Source organism: Streptomyces sp. NPDC048290, assembly GCF_040652095.1.
Classification (GTDB): Bacteria; Actinomycetota; Actinomycetes; order Streptomycetales; family Streptomycetaceae; genus Streptomyces.
Genome location: NZ_JBEZLM010000004.1, coordinates 67,001 through 92,072, shown reverse-complemented (window position 1 = coordinate 92,072; position 25,072 = coordinate 67,001). Strand labels below are relative to the sequence as shown.

The following is a 25,072-nucleotide window of genomic DNA, read 5'->3' as shown; positions in this document are numbered from 1 at the left end:
CGGTCAGCGACTGACCAGCACGTCTCCGAAGGCTTCGTGGGCTGAGCCGGGCAGCGTTCGGTGCAGGGATTCCGCCCGCGAGCGGACGAGGCCTTGGCGGTACGCATCCGGAAGCCTCGTCCAGACGTCCGAGGCGAGATCCACCGCCGCTGTGTGATCACCGTCCGCCGACAGGCACAGGGCGGTGTCGATGGACAGGAGGGCGCGCGTCATCACCGACGGCGACCGGGTGAGAGCCAGCGCCACCTCCTGCTCCTCGTACGCCTCACGGGTCCGGCCCATCAGGGTGAACGCCTGGGAGAGGTGGACGTGGTGCTTCTGGAGCGGATAGCCGAACCAGGTGTCGGCGGCCTGGGAGGTGTCCAGCCGGTCGGCGATGGAACGGGCGTCGGCGACCGCGCGCAGAGCGGCCTGGTGATCACCGGTCGAGGCGAGAGCCCGCGCGGTGACGGCGGCGGCGAGCGCGGCGGCAGCGGTCGGTGTCTTCCCTGCTTCCGTACGGGCGCGCATGGCCAGAGCCGCCGCGGTCTTCGGCGCTCCGTAGTTGAGCGGGACCATGGCATGCCGGGCCAGGACCCACGCCAGCATGTGCCGGTCCCCGGACTCCCGGGCCGCCTGTTCGGCGGTCGCGAACCACCCGTAGGCGTCCCGCTGATCTCCCCGGTCGTGCTGGATGATCGCCACCAGACCCGTGATCCCCGCCGCCGTACGGGCCAGCTCCGCCCGGGTGGCCGCCGGATGCGGGCGGCCGAGGACCTCGCGCAGCAGGCCGAGATCGGCGGTCATCTCGTCGAGGACGAGGCTCGGTGGCCGACCGTGGTATCCGCCTCGGTGCCTCTCGAAAGCGCCTGCCAGGTAAGCCAGATCACCGGCGTCGGAGCCGGAGAGGCCGGCGTCGATGCCCTGCCGGGCCTCGGCGATACCCGGCAGCGCGGCCGTTCCCGCCGTCACCGCCGCCACACCGAAGAATCGTCGTCGTTCCACCGCCGTCTCCTCCTTCCCCTCGCCGTCCGGGGCCGGGGCCGCTCGGCGCTGCTGCCTACGCCAGCGCCTGCTCGCGGCCACAGCGTGGACGATCTCCTCGACCGAACGCCCGTAGCCCTTCGCCAGCAGTTCGTGCCACACCGGTGTCGGCAGACGGCGTTCGGTCTCCCAGCGTTTGAGGTTCTCCGGGTCGAACCACTTTCCCCCTTGGGCCTCCTGCAGCACCAGAGCCTGTTCCTCGCGGGAACGTCCTTCGGCTTCCCGGATTTCCCTCAGTAAGGCCCCGATGCCCTCTGGTGCCATCATGCCCATCCCCCAAGCGTCTGAAAGTCCCGTCTCTCATCCTGGCCCCCTGAACCGGTCCCCCACGCGGAAACGCACCCCTTCCTGGCACCGGTGGCCGGACCGGTCACGGAGTTGACTGGATAGCAGCCGGTCGGCAGGCGGAAGACAACACATACCTTCCTGCGCCGCGGCCCACCTCACCGCCCAGGTCCGTCGGCCACCGAAGGGGTCCGTCATGCGCGTACGCGGCAGAAGCTTCTTCCTGGTCCGTGACCCGTCCTCCGTGCCACTGAGCCGCCGACGACTCCGCGACCTCATCACCCAGTGGGATCTGCACCTGGACGAGGACTCCGAGACCGCGCTGATCACCACCACCTCGGAACTGGTGACCAACGGAGTAGTGCACGGCACCGGAACCGTACTCACCGTCGGAGTACACGCCGACCTCGGACGCCGCCGGGTGCTGATCGAGGTGTACGACGACTCGCTCGCCCTGCCGCACCGCCGTGCAGCGGGCCTCTACGCCGAGAGCGGGCGTGGCCTGTTGCTCATCGACCAGTTGGCCATCCGCCACGGCGCCGAGCGGGCCGGCCTGGGCAAGCGGGTCTGGGCCGAGATCGCGATCCCCCGGCAGCCCCGGACCCGGCACCGGCTGGGTTTCCGACCATGCCAGGCGGCCCGATCGGTCGCCCGCCGCCTGTCCGCACCCCTCCGTCCGCCGACGTACCCGCCGGGCAAGGCCGCCTGACGGCCCCGACCGGCCACTGATCGTCCGGTCCGCGACGGCATCGCCGAGCGGGCCGGGCCGCACCACCGCACCTCCCATCACCCAGAAGAAGGGAACGCGCCATGAACGAACCGTTGAACACCACCGTGAACATCGAGGACGACCTGCTGCCCGTCGAGATCGGTGAGATCGCCGAGCTGACCGAGGGCCAGGGCGGCACCGGCAGCGAGGACAAGCGCCGCATGTACAACTGACGCCCGCGAGGTGGTGCGGCCCTGTGCGGGGCCGCACCACCTCTTTCCGTTCGCCCCCCTCGGCCCCTTGTGAGGAAGACATGATCTTCGGAGGTTGCTGTACGACCCGCTCCGGCGGTCCCCGTCCGGTGGGCTCGGAATCCATCGCCGCCGGATCGGCAATCTGGCGGCTCGGCCCGGGGCCGGTACGGGTTTCCTCGGCCGACGACGTCCGCCGTCGAGTCGTAGTCCTGGGCTGGTCCGGCTGCTCGGACCAGGAGGTCGCCCGTCTGGTGGACGCCCCGATCCCGTCCGACATCACGTGGCGATGGCCCGGCACGTACACCGTGGTGGACGAGTACGAGGACCGGATGGTGCTGTACACCGACCCGGCCGCCGCCCAGCCCGTCTATCTGACCCGGCACGAGAACGACTGGGTGTGGTGCAGCTCCGCCCGCGCCCTGGCCTCGCTCACCGGCGCCGGCATCGACACCCAGCGTCTGGCCTGCACCGTCTTCCTGCCCTCGGTCCCCGCGCTCACCAACGGGCGGACCTTCTTCACCAGGGTGGAACAGCTTCCGCCCGGCAGCCGGATCGAGCTACCGAAGGATGGCGGCACCCCGCGCCGTGTCACCCTCTGGCGGCCCATCGAACTGTCCGACGGCCCGCCGGACCGACGTCTCCGCAAGGCCCTCGACGAAGCCGTAGTCCTGCGGGCGGCGGCCGACCCGGGTCTCGCCTGTGACATGTCCGGTGGACTGGACTCCACGTCGCTGGCGGTTCTGGCGGGGCGGGCCCTTCCGCCGGGCGCCCGGCTGAACGCCGTCACCATCCACCCCGAGGGCGACGAGACCGGGGCGGACCTGCGGTACGCCCGCCTCACCGCCGCCGCGCACACGAACCGCATCACCCACCACCTGCTGCCGCTGACCGCCGAGCACCGCCCGTACACCCGGATCACCGCCGTCCCCGCGACCGACGAGCCAGCGCCCTCGACCTTGACCCAGGCCCGTCTGACCGGACAGTTCCGCTGGATGAAGGAACGACTGGGCACCCGTACCCATCTGACCGGCGACGGAGGCGACAGCGTCCTGTTCCAGCCACCGATCCGACTCGCCGACCTGTTCCGGCACCGCAGAATCGAACGCGCGGTGGGCGAAGCCTTCGGATGGGCCCGGCTGCGGAGGAGGCCGACGCTTCCCCTGCTTCGGGACGCCGCCAAGGTCGCCAGGACCAGCCGCCAAGCGGCGCTCATCGGTCTCGCCCGTACGGTGGGCACTCCCGGCCGGCACGATCACGGGCTGGTGCGCTGGTTCCCCCTGGTGCCCTTCCCCGGCTGGGCAGAACCGGCGGCCCGGGAGAAGCTGGTCGCCGCTGCGCACGAGGCCGCAGCGGCGCCTGATCAACTTCCGGACCTCGACTTCTCCGTGCGGACCCTGGTGGACGAGATCCGCGAGATCGCCCGCACCGCGACTGCCGATGCCGTCCTGGCGCGAAGCTGCGGCATCGACCTCCACAACCCGTTCCTCGATGCCGTTGTGGTGGACGCCGTACTGCGAACACCGCTCGACCGGCGCCCGGCCATCCACGAGTACAAGCCGCTGCTACGACGTGCCATGGCGGACCTCCTGCCTCCGGAGGTCTCGGCCCGGACCACCAAGGGCAGCTTCGAGGCCGACCACTACACAGGAATGCGCGCCAACCTCCCCGAGCTGATTCCCCTCGCGGACGGCTACCTCGCCTCCTACGGGCTCCTCGCCCCGGACCGGTTCCGCCGCTGCCTGCGGGAGGCGGCAGCCGGCGTGCCGATGCCGCTGGCGACGGTGGAACAGGCGCTCATGGCCGAGGCCTGGCTCGTCGCCCACCACCGCGAACCCGCCCCGAATTGGACCCGCGAACCCGCCGGGAGCCTCCGTGACTGACCTGCCCGGCTTCGCCACCGCGCCCCGCAACGTCCGCTCGGTGGACTTCGGACACGTCCTGGTCCTCCTCGACTACCAGACTGGTCGTGTCCAGTGCCTTCTCCCCGCTGCCGCTGCCCAGTGGCGCGAGACCGCCACCACGGGACGCGTGGCCTCGATGGCACCTGCCCTCGCTACACAGCTCATCGGCGCCGAACTCCTGGTGCCAGCCCTCACGCCAGCCCCGTGGCCCGCGCCCGTAACCGCCCTGGCACCTGTCGCGAGCTGGGGCGGCACCGAACACACGGCGGGCACGACCCGTCCGGGCGCTGTCTGCTCCCCCATGGCCATGGCCGCCCTCGGAACCGTCTTCGGGATCAAGCGCGCCGGTGCCCCGCACACCGCCATGCACCGGCTCACCGCCGTGATCAAGCACACCACAGCCACCACCCGCCGCCCGGCCACCCCCACCGAGGCGGCCTCGGCCGTCAACTCCGTACGCCGGGCTGGCTGGTATTCACCGGCACGGACCGCATGCCTGGAGGAATCAGCCGCCGCCGTGCTACTTCTGGCCTCCCGCCGTCTCTCGGTCACCTGGTGTCACGGCGTCGCGCCCGACCCCGTCCGGCTGCACGCCTGGGTCCAGACCGCAGACGGAGCCCCGGCCGCCGAACCGCCCTCGACCCTGGCCTTCACCCCCGCCCTCACCCTCGGAGCCCGCCATCAGCGCCAGCACTGACCCCATCCTGTGGATCTCCAACGACACCTGCGCCCTCGGCCCCTACCGCGCCGACCTCGTCGAGACCTACTGGCGCTGGGAACAGGACCCCGCCCTCCTCGTCGGCTACGGCCGCCAGACCCCCGAATCCCTGGAAGCCCGCACCGAGGGCATGGCCCACCAGCTCCGCGGCGGCAACCCCCGCTTCACCGTCTACGACCTCACCAGCGGCGAACCCGTCCCCGCCGGAGTCACCACCCTGCTCCCCGACGATGCCGTCCGCACCGCCGAGTACGTCATCATGCTCGCCCCCGAAGCCCGCGGACACGGCCTCGGCACCCAGGCCACCCGCCTCACCCTCGACTACGCCTTCCACATCACCAACCTCCGCATGGTCTGGCTCAAGGTCCTCGCCCCCAACAAGCCCGGCATCCGCGCCTACGAAAAGGCCGGCTTCCGCACCGTGGGCGCCATGCGCCAGGCCGGCTACTGGCTCGGCCAGGTCTGCGACGAGATCGTCATGGACGCCACCGCCGACGACTTCACTGGGCCCTCGGTGGTCACACCACTACTGCCCAGGTGAGCTAATCCGGTCTGATCCGGGCCCAGCCAGCGGAAGTTCGCAGATGCGTGAAGCCTCCGCGCCGCCGCCTGCATACTCCCTCAAGCCCGACGGGAAACGAATCGGAATGACACAGAGCACAGCCAGCCAAGTAGGGCGCTTCCATGCTGGGCGCATTTCCGAGGGACTGCCGCGGGCTCTCGATGCCTGGTGCGTAACCACTGACGACGTCGCTACAGCCACCCGGATCGCTGACCTCCTGGGTGGCGAGGTCCAACCGAACGAAGCCGACGGCGGTCTCGCTTACGAAGTGCTCACGACTCATGAGAGCGTTCGTGTGCTCGTGGACGGCCCTGACGCACTCGCGTCTGACCTGATCCTCTGGCGCGGCCACGATGTCGTCCACCACTGCGACGGTGTGGATTTCCTGTCACCGGAAGAAAAGAAGGGCCAGCCCTGCGGATGCCCTCGACTGCTTGAGGACAGGAAGACCGAGGCCAAGAGAGGGAGCGGCCCGTCGCCGTCCATCGACCTCATATTCCGGATCGCGGCAGCGCCAACCCTCGGCGAGTTCCGCTTCAGATCGGGTTCATGGAAGCTGGCCGAGCAGCTCGGCAAGCTGGATGAGGCACTGCGACACGTCGACGGCCCGGCCATGTGCGAGCTCACCCTGGAGCTTGTGCTGTACACCACCAAAATGGGCAGACACGTCGGCTACCGAAAGCCGGTGCTCACCGTACTCGGCAGTCCGGACACCGTCCCAGCAGAACCCCCGCCGACAGCTGAACCCACACCTCCGCCAGCGTCATCCGGCCCCAGCCGCAGGACCAACCGATCCCCTGGGTCCACCGCCCCGGCTCTGACAGCCCCGCCCCTCTCAGCCAGCGTGGATGTGGATACCGTCCTGCTCCGCCGTGCCGCCGAACTGCTCGGCACCAGCGGGCACCAGGAAACAGTTACAGCCGCGCTGTCCACGGTCCTGGAAAGCAAGCACCACTCGCTGGAGCTGGAGCGGCTGCGCAAACAGGTCGGCCATATCGCTTCGATCGCGGATCAAGCACTTCGAGGCGAAAGCTCGCCCGCGTACCGGAGCGAAGACACCATCTCGTGATCGGTAAGGTTGACGCCCCGACGCCACAGGCGCATCAAGAGCCCTCTGAGTCCGACGTAGGCTCGGTGACATGAGTCTGCGCCTGAGCACCGTGATCCTTCCCATCGACCGCTGGCACGAGGGAGGGCGCACGAAGTGGCAGCGTGCCGAGGAGCTCGGCTTCCACACGGCGTACACCTATGACCATCTCTCCTGGCGCACCTTCCGCGACGGTCCGTGGTTCGGAGCTCTCCCCACCCTCACCGCTGCCGCCACGGCGACCGAGCGTCTCCGCTTGGGCACCCTTGTTACCTCTCCAAATTTCCGGCATCCCGTCCCGCTCGCCAAAGAGCTGATGTCGCTCGACGACATCTCCAACGGTCGGATCACCCTGGGGATCGGCGCGGGAGGCAAGGGCTTCGACGGGGCCGCACTCGGCCAGGATCCATGGACGCCCCGCGAGCGTGCCGACCGATTCGGGGAGTTCCTGCCGCTGCTGGACCGGCTGCTCACCGAGTGGGAGACGGACGCCGGGGGCTCCTTCTACTCGGCGGCGGAGTACCGCAACGTCCCCGGCTGCGTACAGGGGCCCCGGCTGCCGTTCGCGGTGGCGGCGACCGGGCCGCGCGGGATGCGACTGGCAGCGCAGTATGGGCAGGCGTGGGTGACGACCGGCGACCCGAAGCTGTACGACGAGGGCACCCCCGAGCAGTCGGTGGCGGCACTGCGTGACCAGATCGATAAGCTCGGCAAGGCGTGCGCGGAGCTCGGCCGGGATGAGGTCGAGCTCGACAAGATCCTGCTCCACGGCTTCACCCCGGACCGGAACCGCCCACTGGAGTCGGTCGACGCCTTCGTCGACTTCGCCGGCCGCCACCGCGAGCTCGGCTTCACCGAGATCGTGATCCACTGGCCGATCGCCGACTCGGACTTCGCGACCGCCCCAGCAGTCTTCGAGGCCATCGCCACCGAGGCCATCAGCCGCTTGGGTTGAGTGATCTTCTTTCTCTGTAACTGACGTTTTCTCAGCGAAATGACCTACGTGAAGCCGTACAGATCAGGCCATGTGTGTTGCAGGTCCGGCGAAGGCGAACCGCACCCGGCTACGGGCAGACGTAAAGCCCCTGGTAGGACAGGTCTCACCACAAGATCGTGTCCGAACCACCAGAGGCTTCACGTTGGTCACCTATGTTGCCACGCTCGATGTCCCGCGCCATGTCGTGGATCACCTGTCCCGCCTGCTGGCCGCGCACCGACGGCGCGTCGGCACTCCGCGCGGCAGTCGGGCACTCGGCCCGTTCCGCCAGGCATTGCTCGTCCTGCGCTGGTTCCGCGAGCGCGGCTGCGTGCACTGCCTGGCCCGTGACGCCGGCGTCTCCCAGGCCACCGGCTACCGCTACCTCCACGAAGCCATCGACGTCCTCGCCGACCAGGCCCCCGACCTGCACGAGGTCCTGGACCACTGCCGACGCGAGGGCATGACCCACGTCATCCTCGACGGCACGCTGATCGAATCCGACCGCCTCGCCGGAGTCCGCGACAACGGCAACGACCTGTGGTTCAGCCAGAAGCACAAGGCATTCGGCGGCAACATCCAGTTCCTGTCCGCCCCGGACGGCACCCCGCTGTGGGTCTCCGACGTCGAGCCCGGCAGCGTCCCCGACATCACCGCCGCCCGCATCCACGCACTGCCCGCGTTGTACAAAGCCGCGGCAGACGACCTCCCGACGCTGGCCGACAAGGGCTACATCGGCGCCGGGATCGGCATCCTCATCCCCGTCCGGCGCCCGAAGGGCCACTCCGAGCAGGCCCTGCACACAGACAGGCGAACCACGAACAGCCTGATCAGAGGCATCCGCGCCCTCGGCGAACGCGCCGCCGCCGAACTCAAGCAACGCTGGCGCACCCTGCAACACGTCACCATCAGCCCCAGCCGGATCGGCGACATCGCCCGCGCCGCCCTCGCCCTCAACAGAATCTGGAAATGATCACCGTTGAGAAAACGTCACTCAGTTGCACAGAGCATGGGCAACGTTTCACCCTGTGCCCAGAAGGCTGAAATGCGAACTGGGTGGGGAATACTGGCCTCCTTCCGGTCAGGCCACGACCACACATACGGCCAGCAGCGACAGTCCGTAGAGCCCGGTGGCTAGATGCAGGAATACCCATAGACGATGAAGCCGGATGCGATGCATCCGAGGAAATGCGCGATAATGATCCGCTCGCGCCTGCACCAGCCTCTCATCGGTGGCCAACACCCCTAGTTCTGCGAGATCTCTGGTCAGAGCACGGGCTTGAGACAGGTGGTAAGAGGCGCGCTCATAATATTTAGACACGACCACTGCACCGTACAGACCAATTAGCGAAACAAAGATACACAAGGGCATCACGTAGAGCGAGAAGCGCTGCTGGACAATCAGAGCGCTAAAAGCGGCTGTGATGACAAGCAGGATGTTGGTCAGAGTCGAGCGTTGCGTCTCAGACTGACGCAGTTGCTCCCGATGCTCCTTCCAGTAACCACGTAGTGCCTCCTCCGAGATCTCAGCCATCAGCCCCCGCCCCCAACCACAGCCGGATACCATGTGCCGTACGGACCGCCCTGGTTCGCAGGCGGACCTCTAGCAGTGGGGACACCGTAGCGTGAGAGTCTTCATCAGCAGTGTTCGGAAGGGCTTGGAGGGCGAGCGCGACTCCCTCCCCGGTTTGATCACTGCGCTGGGCTACACGCCAGTGCGCTTCGAGGACTTCTCAGCCCAGTCCACACCCAGCAGGGAAGCATGCTTGGCGGCACTGGACTCTGCAGATGTCTGTCTGCTTCTCCTAGGACCCAACTATGGTCACGTTTTCCCCGAGACTGGGCAGTCGGCCACTCATGACGAATGGGTGCACGCACAGAAGAAGGGAATTCCGCGGCTCGTTTACCGCAAGACTGGGATAACCTTCGAACCTGACCAGCACGAGTTCACACGCATCGTGGAGAAGTACGCCACAGGCGTTTTTCGAGATTCCTTTCAAGATAGCTTGGACCTTCAAGCCAAGGTCGCCCGAGGATTACGCGAACTGGCCTCAAAGCCATCCCCTCTAGAATTCGCAAGATTGACCCAGGCTCCCGCTCTAAGCTGGATCGCTGACGACAACAGGGTGAATTCACATTTCCGCAACCAAACCTCTACACTTGAGCTCCATGCGCTATCTATAGATCACCCGGGATACTCTGTCCGTGAGATGGAGCGGTACATCGATTCGCTGGCGAATCGGGTACGCGGGACCGGGCACATCGAGAATGACGTCGCGCTCACCCTCTCTCGCACTAAGGATCATGCGGTCGTCAGTATCGATACCGATCGACGTCGCAATCGAGATAAGCCACAAATTGGAGAGTTCGTAGAGGTTCGACTCTACAAAACTGGACAGATTTCTATTGGCGCTACGCTGCCAAGGGACCAGATGGGATCAATTCTGGACCCTGATCTGCTACCTAAGCAGCTTGCCGAGATGCTCCGGCTGATGGGCGCGTTGGACATTATCCAGCAAGGGCACATTGCCCTAGCGGTTGGCGTCTCTCTGGACGGGATCACGAGCATCGATACCTTTGATCCGCATCGCTCGCGGAACAGCGCTCAGCCACTGGGGTTTGGCCGTTCGATTGGCAATCTGAGAACTGAACCGGACGAATCTGTCAGCCTTGCAGCTTTGCATAATGGAGCCACTGAAGTCGCTGGCGACCTCTCCCGAGCGCTATTCGCCCAACTGGCGAGGTAACGGCGCCGCAATCGCACCAAACCACGGCCTGTCGCGGAAACCCTGCCAGGAGAGATGGTCTTAGGTGTACGCGACGTCGAAACCGAATTGTTCGGCGTGCCGCCGCAGCCTCCATCCGTGGCTCCATCGGTGGATCGGCAGGATCACAGCGCTCAGACGCGCACCTCGGCGATAGGCGAGACGGCCTGCGGCGCACCGGCGGCTGCGGTAACGCGGTCATGGGATGCGGGCCAACTCACTAGCCTCGGCGAAGCAGTTGGAGCGAGGCTGGATCTTGCGAAGCTAGCTTCGAGGTGTAGTGTCCTCTGTGTCACCGAGGATCGGGCGAGGCCCGGACTCGGTGTGTGGTGCCGTACACACAGCGCCGCGCCACCCTGCATGGTTTGGACGCCCGGCAGGGTGGCGCGGTTCGACCATCCCCGCACAGAGTGCGAAGACAGAAAGGCCATCCTCGTGAGGATTCCCAATACCCATCATGCATGGTCCCTCCCGCCTTGGGCCATCAAGGCTGGGGCGCCGCTTGTGCTGATCATCGTTCTGGTTGTGTCCGGCGCCTTCGCCCTGGGGCACGGTCCGGCGGCGCTGACCGTGGCCGTCATGGCTCTGCTGGCCGCTGCCATCGAGGAACTGATGCGCGGCGCCATGCAGTGCTGGAGGAGGGTCGCCTGACCAGGGGGGGGGCCGGTGCAGGTGTGCACCCGCACCGGCACCCCCCACCACCCACAAGCGGGACCACGGCAGATCGAGGAGTGCCGGGAAGAGGACGGAAGAACTGTGAAAGGAGACGACGTATCCATGAGCTGGGACCACGAGATCCCGCTCGGGACCCTGTGCGAGGTGAAGGCAGGCCCTTCCGGTTCCTTGCTGGACATCCTCCATGACGGCCCCGACGGAGTGCCGGTGATCTCGCCGCCGGATCTCACCGACGGCCACAGAGTGGACACCCGGCGGCTACGGCGGGTTCCGTGGGACGAAGTGAAACGCCTCTCCCGGTTCTCGCTGCAGGAGGGCGACATCCTCGTCGTACGGCAGGGGACGCTCGGCCGGCTGGCGCTGATCGAGGCGGAACATGCCACCTGGTTCTATGGTTCGTCCTGTCTGCGCATCAGGCCCCAGCGGGACCGTGTCCTGCCCGAGTACCTCGTGTCGTATTTGTCGTATCCGCCCGTGCAACGGTACATGCTGGGCCAGTCCATCCCGGGTACAGTGCCTTCGCTCAATTCGGCGATGCTGAACGAGTTGCCGGTCAGTGTGCCGCCCTTGGACCGGCAGCACGCTGTCGTCGAAGCGCTGGCGGATGTCGACACACGGATCAGGATTCAGCGGCAGATGGCTGATCGCCTGGAGGCACTACGGCCGGCCATCTTCGGAGAACTGATCCAGGGAGTGAGGCTCACGTGAGTCTGTTGAAGCTCGACCAACTGGAACGAGCCCTCGCCGACGCTGGTGACATCCTCCGCGGCAGGATGGACGCGTCGCAGTACCGTGAGGTCATCTCCGCGATGCTGCTTCTCAAGCGGGTCTCGGATCAGCCGGGCATCCTGCAGGTGCCTGACCGTGCGCGTTGGTCCGAGATCGTCGGCTACGAGGGCAAGGCACCGGGGCGGGTACTCAACGAGGCTTTGTGGGCACTTGAGCAGAGCAACCCGGAAGCCCTTAAGGGCGTGTTCGAGGCCGTCGACTTCGACGTAAGACTGAGCCGTGGCGAATTGAAGGCACTGGTCGATCACTTCGACCGTGTTCCGCTGAACGACGGCGACCTGGAGTTCGGCGACGTGGTCGGCCGCGCCTACGACTACCTCCTGGGCGTGTTCGCCGACAGCGCCGGGAAAACGGGCGGAGAGTTCTTCACGCCTCGTTCTGTGGTCAGCCTGATGGTGCGCCTGGTTCGGCCGCGGGAAGGACAGTCGGTCTACGATCCGTTCGCCGGCTCAGGGGGCATGCTCGTCCAGGCTGGGCAGTACGTCGACGAGCAGGATGGGGAGGGCGCGGACCTCACCCTCTTCGGGCAGGAGATGAATGCCGCGACGTGCTCCACAGCTCGGCTGAACCTTCTGCTGCACGGCTTCAAGGGCAGTTCCGTGCTCTGCGGGGACACACTGACCGATCCACTTCACTCACTGGAGGACGGGCACCTCAGGCGCTTCGACCGTGTACTGACCAACCCTCCCTTCTCGATGAACTACTCCGAGAAGGAGATCAGGCATCCGGAGCGGATGAAGTACGGCTGGACCCCCGGGCAGGGTAAGAAGGCCGATCTGATGAACGTCCAGCACGTGCTGGCCACACTCCTTCCGGACGGGATCGGAGCGGTCGTCACCCCGCACGGTGTGTTGTTCCGGGGTGGGGCGGAGGAGCAAATCCGCCGGGGAATCGTCGAAGACGGCCGACTCGAAGCAGTAATCGGTATCGGACCGAATGTCTTCCACGGCACGTCCATCCCTGCCTGCATTCTGGTTCTGCGGGGCACAGGCGGAACATCGGCGGATCAGCGCGGCCAGGTTTTGTTCGTCAACGCAGAGCGCGAAGTGGTCACGGGGCGGTCACGGAACCGCTTGGAGCCGCAGAACGTGGAAAAGATCGTGGGTGCCTTCCACGAATGGGCGGACATCCCCGGCTTCTCGCGGGTGGTCTCTCTGGACGAGATCGAGGCCAACGGCTTCAACCTCAACATCCGGCGTTATGTCGACCCGGGTCCAACCGCCGAGCCCTCTCTGGACGTCCGTGCCGCACTGTTCGGCGGGGTACCGAGAAGTGAGGTCGCCGCAGGGATGAAGACATTCCAGGTCTTCGGTATTGGCCTCACCGACCTGTTCATGACGAAGGATTCCGGCTACTTCGATTTCCCGGCCCGCGGGTGCGAGGCGACGGCAGCGCGGATCTCAAACCTAGCCGCTGCCCGAGAAGGAGACTTCGTCGACCACTGCCGCTCATGGTGGCAGGCTACGGCATCACGCATTGCCGAACTCGTCGGCACCGGAAATCTGTTGACGTCGCGTTCCCGGCTCATGGCCTCTTTCCGTGATGAGCTCCTGCCAGCCGGGATCCTGGACCGGTACCAGTTGACCGGTGCGTTCGCGGCATGGTGGGCCGTCCGGCAGGACGACCTCAGAAGCCTGGACCTCCGGAGCTTTCCCGGGGTGATCGACCGGTGGGCTGTGGCCGACGGCCAGCCTTCGTGTCTCCCTGAGGGCCTGGCACGCGAGCGCGTCCTTGAGGTCCTTGGCAACGACCTTTGCTCTCACGTGGAGAGGCTTGCTGCCGCAGAGCGACAGGGAATGGTCGACGTCTACCGCTCATGGGGGGACCGGTACGAGACTTCCATCATGGATTTGGAGAAGCAGAGTGAGGCGGCTGCAGCACGGCTCAGAGTCCGCCTGGAGGATCTCGGTTACACCTGACCGGTCTGTTCTACATGGCCCGGCTGTGCGCTGACCACGTCAGGCTCATCGGTATCTGAGTTGGCGACAGCGAATATGACCAGGTCACACCGCGATAGGTGAAAGAGGCTTGACCGAGGTGACCAGCGTGCCCAGCCGCATCTGCTCGGTGACGGTCGCGGCGGCCGTCAGGGTCGGCAGGGCACCGAACCACGGTCCGTCCCGGAAGCTGCGCCACGAGAGATGGTCGTAGGTGTATCCGGTGTGGAACCCGAGCTGCTCCGCCCGCTCCCAGGACTCCCGGCTCCCCTCCTGCCAGCGGCGATACGGAAGGATCACGGTGCTCAGGCGGAGGTTCATGCTTTCGAGCCTATGCCGCCGCGGCTGTTTCACGTGAAACACTCACCGCACGCGTCCGCTCAGCCACGGGGTGAGACCGGCTGTCGGGATCAGCTCCTTGTACGTCCGATCTCGGCGCCGATGTCATGACCGACCTCGATCTCCCGCGCGTACTCCACGGCGATGGCTCGCAGCGCGGCGACGGCGGCTTCGGTGGTGGGCAGATGCTCCATGGAGACGATCATGCGATGCCGGGTGCGGTGGGCGCGAGGACGGGGTGGGCCCTCGGGTCGGCGCCGGGCGGGGAACGTGCCGCCGTCTGCCCATGTCCCGCAGGGGAACGTGCCGCCCCGCTGCCCCCGCTCGACGCCCGCAGGGGAACGTGCTTCCCCCTCCCCCCGGGGCAACGCCCCCAGGGGAACGCGCCGCCCCCCTACCCCCCCGCTCACCGCCCCGCAGGGAACCGCAGGTACCCCACCGGCACCGCCCCCGTCAGCCACACCCCGTTCGCGCTGACCTGGAACACATGGCCGTCCCGGTGCATGGCGCCGGAGTCGACGGCCAGCACCACGGGTCGGCCGCGCCGGGCGCCGACCCGGGTCGCGGTCTCCCGGTCGGCGGACAGATGCACGGCGTGCCGGTTCATCGGCCGCAGCCCCTGCGCGCGGATCGCGTCGAGATGGCGGGCCACGGTGCCGTGGTAGAGGTACGGCGGTGGGGTGGCCGGGGGGAGGCCGAGGTCCACGTCGATGGTGTGGCCCTGGCTGGCGCGGATACGGGTGCCCTCGACCGCGAACCGCTGTTTGTCGTTGGTGGCGACCACCTGGTCCAGTTCCTCGCGGGTGAACCGGAATCCGTGGGCCGCCGCGGCGGCGATGAGGGTGTCGATCTCGACCCAGCCGCCCGTGTCCGGCTCCAGCCCGATCCGCTCGGGCTGGTGGCGAAGGTGCTTGGAGAGATACTTCGACACCTTCACCGTACGTCTTTCGTCCATCTTGTCAGGGTGCCGGGCGAGACCCGGATCACGCATATGATTTTCGCGCTCCAGGTTTGATCCACAACCAACAGTAGTTATCCACAGGTGAATTGGCGATTCTGTGGACAACACCCCTTCCTTTTCAGCCTTTTCGCGAAGAAGGCTGTTGTGTAGGGGATTTGGGGAACCCCGGTGCCTGGGAGCGGAGTTCCCCAACCAGCCCTCCTAGAGCCGTGGTTCCACCCGGGCCAGGGCCCGTAGCGCGCCGGGTGTGAACCGGGACATCAGCCGGGACACACGCGCCTCGGGCGTCACCGGCACCACCGCCTCATTGCGCACCACGGCCCGCAGAATCGCGTCCGCGACCTTCTCCGGCGGATAGTTGCGCAGTCCGTACAGCCGCGCGGAACGCTTCTGGAGGCGCTTCTCCTCCGCCGCGTCGACCCCCGCGAAATGCGCGGTGGCGGTGATGTTGGTGTTGACCAGACCGGGGCACACGGCCGTGACTCCGATGCCCCGACCGGCGAGTTCGGCGCGCAGGCACTCGCTGAGCATCAGCACGGCCGCCTTGGTGGTGCTGTAGGCGGGCAGTACCCGGGACGGCTGGAAGGCCGCCGCCGAGGCGATGTTGACGATGTGGCCGCCCTGACCGCGCTCGGCCATCTGCCGTCCGAACAGCCGGCAGCCGTGGATCACTCCCCAGAGGTTGACGTCCAGCACCTTGCGCCAGTCGTCGGCGGTGGTGTCGAGGAACGAACCGGACACCGCTATCCCGGCGTTGTTGATCAGCACGTCCACCACGCCGTACGTGGCGGCGACCTTCTCCGCGAGCTTCTCCATGGCCTCCTCGTCGGCCACGTCGACGGTCTCGGCCCAGGCGTCCGGGGCGCCGATGAGCCGGGCCATCTCGGCGGTCCTGGCGGCCGTTTCCCCGTCCCGGTCGACCGCGATCACCCGCGCCCCGGACTCCGCGAACGCGAACGCCGTGGCCCGCCCTATGCCGCTGCCCGCGCCGGTGACCAGGACCAACTGCCCGCCGAACCGGTCGGCATGGCGGCCGGTGGCGGTGCGCGGCTCGGGACGGCCGCCCTCGACGCTGATGACGAACTCCTCGATCCAGGCGGACAGTTGTTCGGGCCGGGTGCGCGGAATCCAGTGCCGCGCGGGCAGGGTCCGCCGGGTCAGCTGCGGAACCCACCGCTCCAGATCGTCGTAGAGCCGCTCGGAGAGAAAGGCGTCGCCGAGCGGGGTGATGAGCTGGACCGGGGCGTGCGCGTACGGGTCCGGGCGGGGCCGGGCGAGGCGCCGCCGGACGTTGTCGCGGTAGAGCCAGGCGCCGTGCGCGGCGTCCTCGGGCAGCGACGCGGTGGGATAGCCGTCGCCGGAGACCCGCTCCATGCGGCGCAGTACGGCGGGCCAGCGCTTGCCGAGCGGGCCGCGCCAGGCCAGTTCCGGCAGGGCGGGCGTGTGCAGGGCGTACACGTACCAGGACCGGGCGCCCTGGCCGAGGAGTTGGGCGGCGCGGCGCGGGGTGGGGCGCTTGAGACGGCTGTTGATCCAGTGGCCGAAGTGGTCGAGGGACGGGCCCGACATGGAGGTGAAGGACGCGATCCGGCCCTCCGTGCGCGGCACGGTCACGAACTCCCAGGACTGCACCGAGCCCCAGTCGTGCCCCACCAGATGCACCGGCCGGTCCGGACTGACCGCGTCCAGTACGGCGAGGAAGTCGTCGGTGAGCTTCTCCAGGGTGAAGCCGCCGCGCAGCGGGCGCGGGGCGCTCGACCGGCCATGGCCGCGGACGTCGTACAGCACCACATGGAAGCGGTCGGCGAGCCGGACGGCGATCTTCGACCAGACCTCCTTGCTGTCCGGGTATCCGTGCACCAGGACGACGGTCGGCGCCACGGGATCGCCCAGCTCCAGCACGCACAGCTCGACGCCGCCGGTCGCCACCCGGCGCTCCCGCGCGCCCTCCGGCCAGCCGTCCGCACGCCTCCGCGGCCAGGCGCCCGGCACCCGCTCCGGTCCCCCGTCCCGCCCGCTTCCCTCTCCGCCGTCCCGTCCGCTCATGTCCCGCTCGTCGCGGCTCATTTCTCCTCCGCCCAGCGCCGCACGTGCGGCAGATCGTCGTCCAGCCAGAAGGCGCTCTCCTCGGGGTCCGCCGAGTCGGTGACCACGAGGATCTCCTCGAACTTGGCGCCCGTGCCACGGAACCCGAGATGCGGCTCCACCGCCCACAGCCCCGGCCGCGGCGGATGGTCGGAGAAGCGGTACGGCGACCAGAGCGGCGACCAGCCCTCGCGGTGACCGTGCAGCGCGTCGGCGGCCAGCCCCTTGAGGGACTGGGTCCCGAACCCGAACAGCTGCGGTGACCAGCGGCGTTCCTTCACCCGGTCCACCTTGTGGGCGATCACCCCGAACGGATAGGCCCGGTGTCGGTTGGCATGACCCTGGCGGACCATGAGCCGGTCCACGTCCTCGTAGATCTCCCGCAGCGGGCGCCGCTCCCGGACCTCGCGCAGGATCAGCTCCCGGTGCGCCTCCAGGTCGGCCATCAGCCGGTCCTGCACGGGGTTCGGCCCGAGCGAGCCGGAGTAGCCGATGTCGGCCGTGTATCCCTCGAACACCGGTGCCATGTCCAGGATGAACGGCATCCCGGGCTCCAGCGCGCGATGGGTCGGGAAGAACTGGAGGGGAATCCTGAAGCCCGCGAACGCCGTGCGGTCGCCGAACCAGGCGAACGGCAGATGGAACCAGTCCCGCACACCCCGCTCGCGCAGCCAGGCGCGCTGCATCCGGGCCGCCTCACGCTCCGTCACTCCGGGCGCGAGCTGGGCGGCGACCGCCTCGGCGCACTCGTACGCCAGTCGCTGCACGGTGCGGAAGCCGCGCAGTGGAGCCGTGCGCCCGCTGATCACTGCCGTCGTCGCCGTCGTCATGGCATCCCCGCCCCACCGGTCGCGGTACGTGGTCGTAACTTGACGTCGCCGAATCTCGCACTTGTTAGAGCCCGCGTCAATAAGGCGGGCGCCGACCGGCACCCCGGGGGGTTGTCAGGGCCATCCGTCCCCCTCTCCCGGGGGACCCTCGGGGTCCCGTACGACTCCAGAGTGAGGTGAAGACGGCTCTCTGGTCTGACGACTCACGTGGCGCGCGTCACTACCGTTCTCCTTGTGACTGTGATCGCGACCGAAAGCCTGAGCAAGCGGTTCCCGAGGGTGACCGCGCTTGACCGGCTCTCCATGGACGTCGGACCCGGTGTGACCGGACTCGTCGGAGCCAACGGGGCCGGCAAGTCCACACTGATCAAGATCCTCCTGGGTCTGTCCCCCGCCACGGAAGGCCGCGCCGACGTGCTCGGTCTCGACGTCGCGACCAAGGGCGCCGCCATCCGCGAGCGCGTCGGCTACATGCCGGAGCACGACTGCCTGCCGCCCGACGTCTCGGCCACCGAGTTCGTCGTGCACATGGCGCGGATGTCCGGCCTCCCGCCGACCGCCGCCCGCGAGCGCACCGCCGACACCCTGCGCCATGTCGGGCTGTACGAGGAGCGCTACCGCCCCATAGGCGGCTACTCCACGGGCATGAAGCAGCGCGTCAAGCTGGCCCAGGCGCTGGTCCACGACCCGAAGCTGGTCTTCCTCGACGAGCCGACCAACGGCCTGGACCCGGTCGGCCGGGACGAGATGCTCGGCCTCATCCGCCGTATCCACACCGACTTCGGCATCTCGGTCCTGGTCACCTCCCACCTCCTGGGCGAACTGGAACGCACCTGCGACCACGTGGTGGTGATCGACGGCGGCAAGCTGCTGCGCTCCAGCTCCACCACCGACTTCACCCAGACCACCACGACCCTGGCGATCGAGGTCACCGACACCGACACCCACCCCGACGGCACCCGCGCCCTGCGTGAGGCGCTCGCCGCCCGTGGCCAGGAGGTGCAGGCCGGCAGCGGACTGCCCGGCGCCGGTCACACCCTGCTGCTCACCGCCAGCGGCGAGGAGACCTACGACCTGGTCCGCGACCTGGTCGCCGACATGGGCCTCGGCCTGGTCCGCATGGAGCAGCGCCGCCACCACATCGCCGAGGTCTTCACCGACGAACCGGCGGGCGAGAGCGCCGACCGACCCGCCAGCGAGCCCCACAGCGAGCCCAAGGAGGCGGTCGGCCATGGCCGTTGAGCAGCCCGTCGCCCCCCTGCCCGGCGACCAGACCCGTATCCACAACATCGGATACCGCACCTACGACGGCCCCCGCCTCGGCCGCGGCTACGCCCGCCGGTCGCTGTTCTCCCAGTCCCTGCGCGGCGCCTACGGCCTCGGCCGCTCGGTCAAGTCCAAGATCCTGCCGATGCTGCTGCTGGTGGTGATGTGCGTGCCCGCGATCATCATGGTCGCCGTCGCCGTCGCCACCAAGGCGAACGAACTGCCCCTGGACTACACCCGCTACGCGATCGTGATGCAGGGCGTGCTCAGCCTGTACGTGGCCTCGCAGGCCCCCCAGTCCGTCTCGCGCGACCTGCGCTTCAAGACCGTCCCGCTGTACTTCTCCCGGCCGATCGAGACCGCCGACTACGTCCGCGCCAAGTTCGCCGCGATGTCCTGCGCGCTGTTCATCCTGACCGCCGCCCCGCTGCTGGTGCTCTACATCGGCGCGCTGCTGGCCAAGCTGGACTTCGCCGACCAGACCAAGGGATTCGCCCAGGGACTCGTCTCCGTGGCTCTGCTCTCGCTGCTCTTCGCCGGTCTCGGCCTGGTCATCGCGGCGGTCACCCCGCGCCGCGGCTTCGGTATCGCCGCCGTCATCGCCGTGCTGACCATCTCCTTCGGCGCGGTCTCCACGCTCCAGTCGATCGCCGAGGTCCAGGGCAGCGAGAGCGCCGTCCCCTGGATCGGCCTGTTCTCCCCGATCACCCTCATCGACGGAGTCCAGACCGCCTTCCTCGGCGCCGAGTCGGCGTTCCCCGGCGGCAACGGCCCCTCGGCCGCCGAAGGGGTCGTCTACCTCCTCGTCGCGCTGGGCGCGATCGCCGCCTGCTACGGCCTTCTCATGCGCCGCTACCGAAAGGTCGGACTGTGACCACCCTCTCCCTCGACCATGTCTCCCGCTGGTTCGGCAACGTGGTCGCCGTCAACGACATCACCATGACCATCGGGCCCGGCGTCACCGGCCTGCTCGGCCCCAACGGCGCCGGGAAGTCCACCCTCATCAACATGATGGGCGGCTTCCTCGCCCCCTCCACCGGCACGGTCGCCCTCGACGGCGAGCAGGTCTGGCGCAACGAGCAGATCTACCGGCACATCGGCATCGTCCCCGAGCGCGAGGCGATGTACGACTTCCTCACCGGCCGGGAGTTCGTCGTCGCCAACGCCGAACTCCAGGGCCTCGGCGACCGGGAGGCGCAGAAGGCGCTGGCCACGGTCGAGATGGAGTACGCCCAGGACCGCAAGATCGCCACCTACTCCAAGGGTATGCGCCAGCGCGTGAAGATGGCGTCCGCCCTGGTCCACGAGCCGTCGCTGCTGCTGCTCGACGAACCCTTCAACGGTATGGACCCCCGCCAGCGGATGCAGCTGATGGACCTGCTGCGCAGGATGGGCGACGAGGGGCGCACGGTGCTGTTCTCCTCCCACATACTCGAAGAGGTCGAGCAACTGGCCTGGCACATCGAGGTCGTGGTCGCCGGACGGCACGCCGCCAGCGGCGACTTCCGCAAGATCCGCCGTCTGATGACCGACCGCCCGCACCGCTACCTGGTGCGCTCCAGCGACGACCGCGCCCTGGCCGCCGCACTGATCGCCGACCCGTCGACAGCCGGTATCGAGGTGGACCACGCCGAGGGCGCGCTGCGCATCCAGGCCGTCGACTTCGGCCGGTTCACCGCCCTGCTGCCGAAGGTGGCCCGTGACCACGGCATCCGGCTGCTCACGGTCTCGCCGTCCGATGAGTCCCTAGAGTCCGTCTTCTCGTATCTGGTCGCGGCGTAGGAGGCCGAAAGATGTACGACCCCACAGTCGCCCGGCTCACCTACCGGGCCCTGCTCGGCCGACGCCGCGCCCTGATCCTCGGCGCCCTGCCGATGCTGCTGATCGTGGTCTCGGTGATCGTGCGCGCCCTGGTCGGCGCCGACGACCAGACCGCGGCCGATCTCCTCGGCGGACTGGCGCTGGCCACGATGGTGCCGATCATCGGCGTCATCGCCGGTACGGGCGCGATCGGCCCGGAGATCGACGACGGATCGGTGGTGTATCTGCTGTCCAAGCCCGTCAAGCGGCCGACGATCATCGTCACCAAGCTGACCGTGGCCATCGCCGTCACCATGGTGTTCTCGGCGCTGCCGACCCTGATCGCCGGATTCATCCTCAACGGCAACGGACAGCAGATCGCCGTCGCCTACACGGTGGCCGCACTGATCGCCTCCATCGCCTACGCGGCGATGTTCCTCCTGCTGGGCACGGTCTCGCGGCACGCCGTGGTGTTCGGACTGGTCTACGCGCTGGTCTGGGAGGCGCTGTTCGGCTCCCTGGTGCCCGGCGCGCGCACCCTGAGCGTCCAGCAGTGGTCGCTGGCGGTGGCCCAGAAGGTCTCCGGCAATGAACTGGTCACCTCGGACGTGGGCCTGGCCACGGGGACGATCCTGCTGGTCGCTGTGACCGTGCTGGCCACCTGGTACGCCGGGCAGAAGCTGCGCACACTGACGCTGGCCGGGGAGGAGTGAGACGGCCCCGGGCGGGTGCGGCCCCCTGCTCTTGACGGGGGCTTCACCCGCCGCGGGGCACACTGGCGGCACGGGACATCGCGAGATGTCCCGAAAAGTACGCCGCACAGCAGCCTGGAACCGCGGGGGAGTCGGAAGGGAACGGGGATGGCAGACAAGACACCGGCCGCCGATGACCGTGACGAGGGGGACTGGGAGGGCGACCTGGTCCTGGACGAGGAGTTCATACGCTCCGCCGGGACGTCCGAGCCGTCCGCCCGAGCCCGGATGCTGGCCGCCCGCTGGCGCCGCGAGGCACCTGAGCCCCAGCCGTGGCGCTCGGACGAGCCGCCCGCGGGCTGGTTCTTCAGCAAGGCCCGCCGCCGCAGGTGGCGCCGCCCGTAGCCGCCGGGACCCGGCCCCTGGCCGACGGAAAATTCGGTGGCGGCCCACTCCCTGGAACCGGCACAGTGGAACTGTCCACGACGCCGGATCGACCGGCGCGATGAGCGGGGAAGGGAGCGCGGCGATGTCGATGCACGACAGTACGACCGGCTCCCGTACGGGCGGCCCGCGACGGGCTCCGGAGTAGTTACCCCTCCGTGAAGTCCGGATCGCAGGGAGCCGCCTGGGGCGGTCGCTTCGAGCACGCGAGGTCCGGGCACTTCGCGTGGACCGCCCTCCTGGAGGATTGGCCGAGTGGGAAGGCACCGGCTTGCTATGCCGTGGTCGGGTTGACGCCCGCGCACGTTCGAATCGTGCATCCTCCGCGTGGTGATGATGATGTGTTCGCGAATCCGAGTCCGAATCCGAGTCCGAGTCCGCCGCTGATCCTGAGCCTCAGTCCGAGTACGGCGGTTGTCGTGACCGGGATGTGGTGCGTCCGTTCGCCCAGCCGATAAGCCGCCTACGCTGCCCGCGGAGATCGTTCAGCGCTCCCGGCGAGACCGCCGCGTGCGGTGTCAGACTCCGCTCCCGTTCCCCCTGTGGGACTCCGCCTCCGGCGAGACCTCCGCTCCCGGCGAGACATCCCGCCCCCGACGGCCAACGGGACACCTCGCCTGCCCCGACGAACAAGACAGACAACCGGCGCACCCCGAACAGGGGACGCGCCGGTCATGGTCCAGCCGTGCGTTCAGCCCAGCAGACGTTCCAGCACCACCGCGATGCCGTCCTCGTCGTTGCCGGTGGTCACCTCGTTGGCGACGGCCTTCAGTTCGGCATGGGCGTTGGCCATGGCCACGCCGTGGGCCGCCCAGCCGAACATGGGCACATCGTTGGGCATGTCGCCGAACGCGATGGTGTCGGCGGACGTGAGGCCGAGCCGACGGGCCGCGAGCGAGAGCCCCGTGGCCTTGGACAGCCCGAGGGGAAGCAGCTCCACGATCCCCTCACCGGCCATCGCGACGCTGACGAACCCACCGGCGGCCTGACGCGCGGCCTCGGCGAGATCGTCGTCGGACAGCGTCGGGTGCTGTATGTAGATCTTGTTCAGCGGGGCGGTCCAGAGGTCGGACACATCCGTGAAGGGGATGGCGGGCAGGGTGCCCTGAAGCGCGTAACCGGGGCCGATCAGCACATCGCCGTCCAGACCGTCACGGCTCGCCGCCAGGAACAGCGGGCCGACCTCCGCCTCGATCTTCGCGAGGGCGAGGGCCGCGAGCTGCCGGTCCAGGGTCACGGAGGTCAGCAGCCGCTGCTCCCCGGCGTCGTAGACCTGGGCGCCCTGGCCGCAGACGGCGAGGCCCTGGTAGTCGAGGTCGTCCAGGATGTCCTTGGTCCAGGGGACCGCGCGGCCGGTGACGACGATGTGCGCGGCGCCCGCCTTGGTGATGGCGGTGAGCGCGTCACGGGTGCGCCGGGAGACCGACCCGTCGGAGCGCAGAAGCGTTCCGTCCAGGTCGGTCGCGATCAGTCGGTAGGTCAGGTCCCCGGCGCTCACTTGGCCACCGGTTCCAGGACGTCCCGGCCGCCCAGGTAGGGGCGCAGCACCTCGGGGACGCGGACGGAGCCGTCGGCCTGCTGGTGGTTCTCCAGGATCGCCACGATCGTGCGCGGCACGGCGCACAGGGTGCCGTTGAGGGTGGCCAGCGGGCGGACGGTCTTGCCCTCCCGCATCCGGATGGAGAGCCGGCGGGACTGGAACTCGGTGCAGTCGGAGGTCGAGGTCAGCTCGCGGTACTTGCCCTGGGTCGGGACCCACGCCTCGCAGTCGAACTTGCGCGAGGCGGACGAGCCGAGGTCGGCGGAGGCCACGTCGATCACCCGGAACGGCAGCTCCAGGGAGGTCAGCCACTGCTTCTCCCACTCCAGCAGCCGCTGGTGCTCGGCCTGGGAGTCCTCGGGAGCGACGTACGAGAACATCTCGACCTTGTCGAACTGGTGCACCCGGAAGATGCCCCGGGTGTCCTTGCCGTGCGAACCGGCCTCGCGGCGGAAGCACGGGGAGAACCCGGCGTAGCGCAGCGGGAGGCGGTCGGCGTCGAGGATCTCGTCCATGTGGTATGCGGCGAGGGGGACCTCGGAGGTGCCGACCAGATACAGGTCGTCCTTGTCGAGGTGGTAGACGTCCTGCGCGGCCTGGCCGAGGAAGCCGGTGCCCGCCATGGACTGGGGGCGGACCAGGGCCGGGGTCAGCATCGGGGTGAAGCCCGCCGCGGTGGCCTGGCCGATGGCGGCGTTGACCAGCGCCAGCTCCAGCAGGGCGCCGACGCCGGTGAGGAAGTAGAAGCGGGAGCCGGAGACCTTGGCGCCGCGCTCGACGTCGATCGCGCCGAGGAGCGTGCCCAGCTCCAGATGGTCCTTGGGGGCGAAGCCCTCGGCGTCGAAGTCGCGGATCGTGCCGTGCGTCTCCAGCGTGACGAAGTCCTCCTCGCCGCCGACGGGGACGTCGGGGTGGACGAGGTTGCCCAGCTGGGCCAGCAGCTCCTGGGTCTCGGCGTCGGCCGCGTCGCGCTCGGCGTCGGCGGCCTTGACGTCGGCGGCGAGCTGGGCCGCCTGCTTCAGCAGCTCGGTCCTCTCGTCGCCGGACGCCTGGGAGATCTGCCTGCCGAACTGCTTCTGCGTGGCACGCAGCTCGTCGAAGCGCACGCCGGAGGACCTGCGCCGCTCATCGGCGGAGAGGAGGGAGTCGACGAGGGCGACATCCTCTCCACGGGCGCGCTGGGAGGCGCGCACACGGTCGGGGTCCTCACGGAGCAGACGAAGGTCAATCACGCGCCCCAGGCTACCGGTGCCCGAGGAGCGGTCACGACTCATAAAAGGGCGGTGCGGCTTACATAGGGTTATGAGGGAATTGCGGCTTGTGTCAAGAAAGATCTGCCCGATCCCTGGAACGGGGGAGCGGTACGGCGTGCGGTTGACTGGATTTCCTTGTGGAGAACGGGACTTGGGGGTTCGGTTGTCCACAGCGATCCAC

General features: G+C 68.4%; 25 protein-coding genes, 1 tRNA gene and 2 pseudogenes. 18 read left to right on the top strand and 10 right to left on the bottom strand.

The genetic code is table 11. The features are described 5' to 3' along the window. Positions 1-3 precede the first annotated feature (3 nt). Positions 4-1,209 carry a transcriptional regulator gene (locus tag AB0D49_RS07585; protein ID WP_362752370.1) on the bottom strand — a complete coding sequence of 402 codons (1,206 nt, stop codon included), beginning with the start codon at positions 1,207-1,209 and terminating at the stop codon, positions 4-6. Positions 1,210-1,504: 295 nt separating this feature from the next. Between AB0D49_RS07585 and AB0D49_RS07580 the strand changes: the two genes are divergently transcribed. The 8 genes from AB0D49_RS07580 to AB0D49_RS07545 all read left to right on the top strand — a co-directional run bounded on the left by AB0D49_RS07580 (position 1,505) and on the right by AB0D49_RS07545 (position 8,488). Then, positions 1,505-2,017 carry an ATP-binding protein gene (locus AB0D49_RS07580; protein ID WP_362752367.1) on the top strand — a complete coding sequence of 171 codons (513 nt, stop codon included), beginning with the start codon at positions 1,505-1,507 and terminating at the stop codon, positions 2,015-2,017. 101 nt (positions 2,018-2,118) lie between these two features. Further along, on the top strand, positions 2,119-2,250 hold the full coding sequence (locus AB0D49_RS07575; protein WP_362752364.1) for an albusnodin family lasso peptide: 132 nt from the start codon (positions 2,119-2,121) through the stop codon (positions 2,248-2,250). An 80-nt stretch (positions 2,251-2,330) separates the two neighbouring features. Next, on the top strand, positions 2,331-4,151 hold the full coding sequence (locus AB0D49_RS07570) for an albusnodin/ikarugamycin family macrolactam cyclase (protein WP_362752361.1): 1,821 nt from the start codon (positions 2,331-2,333) through the stop codon (positions 4,149-4,151). Next, positions 4,144-4,869, top strand: a complete 726-nt coding sequence (locus tag AB0D49_RS07565) for a lasso peptide biosynthesis B2 protein (RefSeq protein WP_362752358.1) — start codon at positions 4,144-4,146, stop codon at positions 4,867-4,869. Before AB0D49_RS07570 ends, AB0D49_RS07565 begins: the two co-directional genes overlap by 8 nt. 7 nt (positions 4,870-4,876) lie before the next feature. Further along, the gene (locus AB0D49_RS07560; protein WP_362753404.1) at positions 4,877-5,431 is read left to right on the top strand and encodes a GNAT family protein; all 555 of its coding nucleotides are present in this window, start codon (positions 4,877-4,879) and stop codon (positions 5,429-5,431) included. Positions 5,432-5,474: 43 nt separating this feature from the next. Continuing rightward, on the top strand, positions 5,475-6,521 hold the full coding sequence (locus AB0D49_RS07555) for a hypothetical protein (protein WP_362752355.1): 1,047 nt from the start codon (positions 5,475-5,477) through the stop codon (positions 6,519-6,521). Positions 6,522-6,591: 70 nt separating this feature from the next. Beyond that, entirely contained in the window at positions 6,592-7,494 is a 903-nt protein-coding gene (locus AB0D49_RS07550) for an LLM class flavin-dependent oxidoreductase (protein ID WP_362752352.1), read from the top strand. Between the two features lie 184 nt (positions 7,495-7,678). Beyond that, complete coding sequence (locus AB0D49_RS07545) at positions 7,679-8,488, top strand: transposase family protein (protein WP_362752349.1); 810 nt, start codon at positions 7,679-7,681, stop codon at positions 8,486-8,488. 108 nt (positions 8,489-8,596) lie between these two features. Here the strand turns inward: AB0D49_RS07545 and AB0D49_RS07540 are convergent, their stop codons facing one another. Next, on the bottom strand, positions 8,597-9,049 hold the full coding sequence (locus AB0D49_RS07540) for a hypothetical protein (RefSeq protein ID WP_362752346.1): 453 nt from the start codon (positions 9,047-9,049) through the stop codon (positions 8,597-8,599). A 91-nt stretch (positions 9,050-9,140) separates the two neighbouring features. Here AB0D49_RS07540 and AB0D49_RS07535 point away from each other — a divergent pair, with 91 nt between their 5' ends. Beyond that, positions 9,141-10,262 carry a DUF4062 domain-containing protein gene (locus AB0D49_RS07535; protein ID WP_362752343.1) on the top strand — a complete coding sequence of 374 codons (1,122 nt, stop codon included), beginning with the start codon at positions 9,141-9,143 and terminating at the stop codon, positions 10,260-10,262. A gap of 63 nt (positions 10,263-10,325) precedes the next feature. Here the strand turns inward: AB0D49_RS07535 and AB0D49_RS07530 are convergent. After that, a pseudogene (locus tag AB0D49_RS07530) lies at positions 10,326-10,418 on the bottom strand (LLM class flavin-dependent oxidoreductase); the annotation flags it as partial. Between the two features lie 387 nt (positions 10,419-10,805). On the opposite strand from AB0D49_RS07530, the gene AB0D49_RS07525 reads away from it, so the two are divergent. From AB0D49_RS07525 to AB0D49_RS07515, 3 genes are all read left to right on the top strand, one after another. Beyond that, positions 10,806-10,931: a hypothetical protein gene (locus AB0D49_RS07525; RefSeq protein ID WP_362752340.1), complete on the top strand. Its 126-nt coding sequence runs from the start codon at positions 10,806-10,808 to the stop codon at positions 10,929-10,931. A 126-nt stretch (positions 10,932-11,057) separates the two neighbouring features. After that, positions 11,058-11,663 carry a restriction endonuclease subunit S gene (locus AB0D49_RS07520; RefSeq protein ID WP_362752337.1) on the top strand — a complete coding sequence of 202 codons (606 nt, stop codon included), beginning with the start codon at positions 11,058-11,060 and terminating at the stop codon, positions 11,661-11,663. Beyond that, on the top strand, positions 11,660-13,663 hold the full coding sequence (locus AB0D49_RS07515; protein WP_362752334.1) for an N-6 DNA methylase: 2,004 nt from the start codon (positions 11,660-11,662) through the stop codon (positions 13,661-13,663). Before AB0D49_RS07520 ends, AB0D49_RS07515 begins: the two co-directional genes overlap by 4 nt. A gap of 114 nt (positions 13,664-13,777) precedes the next feature. Here the strand turns inward: AB0D49_RS07515 and AB0D49_RS07510 are convergent. From AB0D49_RS07510 to AB0D49_RS07490, 5 genes and pseudogenes are all read right to left on the bottom strand, one after another. Beyond that, positions 13,778-14,002 (bottom strand): annotated as a pseudogene (locus tag AB0D49_RS07510) (LLM class flavin-dependent oxidoreductase); the annotation flags it as partial. An 89-nt stretch (positions 14,003-14,091) separates the two neighbouring features. Beyond that, on the bottom strand, positions 14,092-14,214 hold the full coding sequence (locus tag AB0D49_RS07505) for a hypothetical protein (protein ID WP_362753454.1): 123 nt from the start codon (positions 14,212-14,214) through the stop codon (positions 14,092-14,094). A gap of 212 nt (positions 14,215-14,426) precedes the next feature. Further along, positions 14,427-14,975: an RNA 2'-phosphotransferase gene (locus AB0D49_RS07500; protein ID WP_362752331.1), complete on the bottom strand. Its 549-nt coding sequence runs from the start codon at positions 14,973-14,975 to the stop codon at positions 14,427-14,429. Positions 14,976-15,182: 207 nt separating this feature from the next. Then, positions 15,183-17,048: an SDR family oxidoreductase gene (locus AB0D49_RS07495; RefSeq protein ID WP_362752328.1), complete on the bottom strand. Its 1,866-nt coding sequence runs from the start codon at positions 17,046-17,048 to the stop codon at positions 15,183-15,185. Beyond that, complete coding sequence (locus AB0D49_RS07490; RefSeq protein ID WP_362752325.1) at positions 17,045-17,896, bottom strand: M24 family metallopeptidase; 852 nt, start codon at positions 17,894-17,896, stop codon at positions 17,045-17,047. Before AB0D49_RS07490 ends, AB0D49_RS07495 begins: the two co-directional genes overlap by 4 nt. A gap of 240 nt (positions 17,897-18,136) precedes the next feature. On the opposite strand from AB0D49_RS07490, the gene AB0D49_RS07485 reads away from it, so the two are divergent. From AB0D49_RS07485 to AB0D49_RS07460, 6 genes are all read left to right on the top strand, one after another. Beyond that, positions 18,137-19,138 (top strand): ATP-binding cassette domain-containing protein, encoded by a 1,002-nt coding sequence (locus tag AB0D49_RS07485; RefSeq protein WP_362753401.1) that lies wholly within the window; start codon positions 18,137-18,139, stop codon positions 19,136-19,138. Beyond that, positions 19,128-20,036 (top strand): ABC transporter permease, encoded by a 909-nt coding sequence (locus tag AB0D49_RS07480; RefSeq protein WP_362752322.1) that lies wholly within the window; start codon positions 19,128-19,130, stop codon positions 20,034-20,036. The genes AB0D49_RS07485 and AB0D49_RS07480 overlap by 11 nt, the downstream gene beginning before the upstream one ends. Next, positions 20,033-20,944, top strand: coding sequence for an ABC transporter ATP-binding protein (locus AB0D49_RS07475; RefSeq protein ID WP_362752319.1), 912 nt, complete (start codon positions 20,033-20,035; stop codon positions 20,942-20,944). Before AB0D49_RS07480 ends, AB0D49_RS07475 begins: the two co-directional genes overlap by 4 nt. Positions 20,945-20,955: 11 nt before the next feature. After that, complete coding sequence (locus AB0D49_RS07470; RefSeq protein WP_362752316.1) at positions 20,956-21,675, top strand: ABC transporter permease; 720 nt, start codon at positions 20,956-20,958, stop codon at positions 21,673-21,675. A 147-nt stretch (positions 21,676-21,822) separates the two neighbouring features. Next, entirely contained in the window at positions 21,823-22,059 is a 237-nt protein-coding gene (locus AB0D49_RS07465; RefSeq protein ID WP_362752313.1) for a hypothetical protein, read from the top strand. Between the two features lie 280 nt (positions 22,060-22,339). Continuing rightward, positions 22,340-22,424, top strand: a tRNA-Ser gene (locus AB0D49_RS07460). 365 nt (positions 22,425-22,789) lie between these two features. Here the strand turns inward: AB0D49_RS07460 and AB0D49_RS07455 are convergent. Beyond that, the gene (locus AB0D49_RS07455) at positions 22,790-23,596 is read right to left on the bottom strand and encodes an HAD family hydrolase (RefSeq protein ID WP_362752310.1); all 807 of its coding nucleotides are present in this window, start codon (positions 23,594-23,596) and stop codon (positions 22,790-22,792) included. Beyond that, a complete protein-coding gene (gene serS / locus AB0D49_RS07450) occupies positions 23,593-24,870 on the bottom strand; it encodes a serine--tRNA ligase (RefSeq protein WP_362752307.1) in 1,278 nt (425 codons plus the stop codon). Before serS ends, AB0D49_RS07455 begins: the two co-directional genes overlap by 4 nt. Positions 24,871-25,072 lie beyond the last annotated feature (202 nt).